1 pseudogene is annotated in these 1,807 nt (G+C 63.9%); it reads left to right on the plus strand.

The window, feature by feature from the left end:
• Positions 1-1,807 (plus strand): annotated as a pseudogene (locus tag A3E77_RS15155) (autotransporter domain-containing protein); the annotation flags it as partial.

Genomic DNA, 1,807 nt, shown 5'->3' on the forward strand with positions numbered 1-1,807 from the left:
GGCAACGGCATGCAGATCGGCGGCCTCGGCGGCACGGTCAATATTGCGGGCGGTATCGGCATCGGCGCGACGGGCAGCGTCCTTGCGCTGTCAAAGGATACGGCCGCCACGGCGATCCGTATCGGCAGCGGGGCGACCACCCCCGAACTTCGCAATGCGGGCAAGATCGACGCAACGACCGCGGGCAACGCAGCCAATTCGATCGCGACCGCGGTGCTTGTCGAGGCTGGCGGCAATGTTCCGTTGATCCGCAACAGCGGCACGATCAGCGCCAAGACCGGCGGCGACAATGGCACCGCGCGCGCCATCGTGGACCTGTCGGGCATGGTGGGAACGGTCGAAAACAGCGGCACGATCAGCGCCACCGGCGCCCTCGCGACCTCGGATCGCAATATCGCGATCGACCTGTCGGCGAACAATAATGGTGCTGCGGTCAAGCAGACCGCGGTGGCGACAGGCATCGCCGCGCCCAGCATCGTCGGCGATGTCCGCTTCGGCAGCGGAAACGATCTGTTCGACATTGCCGACGGCACGGTGAAGGGCAACAGCTTCTTCGGCGCCGGCGACAATCGCCTGTCGCTATCGGGCGATGCAGCCTATACCGGCAATGCCCGTTTCGGCGCCGGCAATGACGCGATGACGCTGGCGGGGACGTCGAAATTCACCGGCCTTGCCGATTTCGGCGGCGGCACCGATACGCTGACCATCGGCGGCACGTCGGTTTTTTCGGGCACCCTTGCCAATTCGCAGGGCCTGGCGGTTTCGGTCGCGGGTGGTGCGTTCGATGTCGGCGGTGCCGCGACGATCTCGTCGCTCGCGATCACCGACAAGGGCATCCTTGGCGTGATGCTCGATACCGGCAACACGGGAACCAACCTCCAGGTCACCGGCAACGCCAGCTTTGGCGCCGAATCGAAACTCGCACTGAAACTGTCGAGCATTGAAGAGGCGGAGGGCCAGCATGTCGTGCTGACTGCGGGCACGCTGACCGGCGCCAGCAACCTGACCGCGTCGCAGACGTTGCTGCCCTTCCTCTACAAGGGCACGCTGACCTCGAACGCCACCCAGCTGATCGTCGACGTGTCGCGCAAATCGACGACCGAACTCGGACTCAACCGTTCGGAATCGGGCGCATTCGATGCCGTGCTCGACGCGGTGATTGCCGACGAAAAGATCGAGGATGTGTTCCTCGGCATTACCGATGGCGCGCAATTCCGGAACCAGCTCGGCCAGATGCTGCCCGAACATGAAGGCGGCGTGTTTGAAACCGTCACATCGGGTTCGCGGGCGCTGTCGCGTTACCTTCAGGACCCCAACGCACCGTTCCAGGACGAAGGAAAATGGGGCTATTGGGTGAACCAGGCCGTGTGGGGAACGTCAAAGAGCGTCGGCGATACCGCCAGCTACGACGTCAGCGGCTGGGGCATTTCCGGCGGCGCCGAAATCAAGAGCGATATCGGCAACTTCGGCGGCTCCATCGCCTATCTCAGCGGCAAGGACGGCAACGGCAGCAATGCCAACGAGGTCAGCACCAGCCAATTTGAAGGGGCATTGCACTGGCGCCTGCGCTCGGACGGCTTCATGGCGAATGCCCGGGTTTCGGGCGCGCCGATCAGCATGAAGGGCACGCGCATCTTCCGTGCCGAAGCCGGGGCGGACGACATTGAAGAAACGATGAAGGGCAAATGGGACGGCACGTTGTGGTCGGCCTCTGGCTCGCTCGCCTATGATGCCCGTGCGGGCGGCCTCACCATCCGTCCCATGGTCGCGGTCGACTATTTCAAGCTGAAAGAAGACGGCTATCAGG

It is taken from the genome of Sphingopyxis sp. RIFCSPHIGHO2_12_FULL_65_19, from assembly GCF_001830555.1.
In the GTDB taxonomy this organism is placed as follows: Bacteria; Pseudomonadota; Alphaproteobacteria; order Sphingomonadales; family Sphingomonadaceae; genus Sphingopyxis.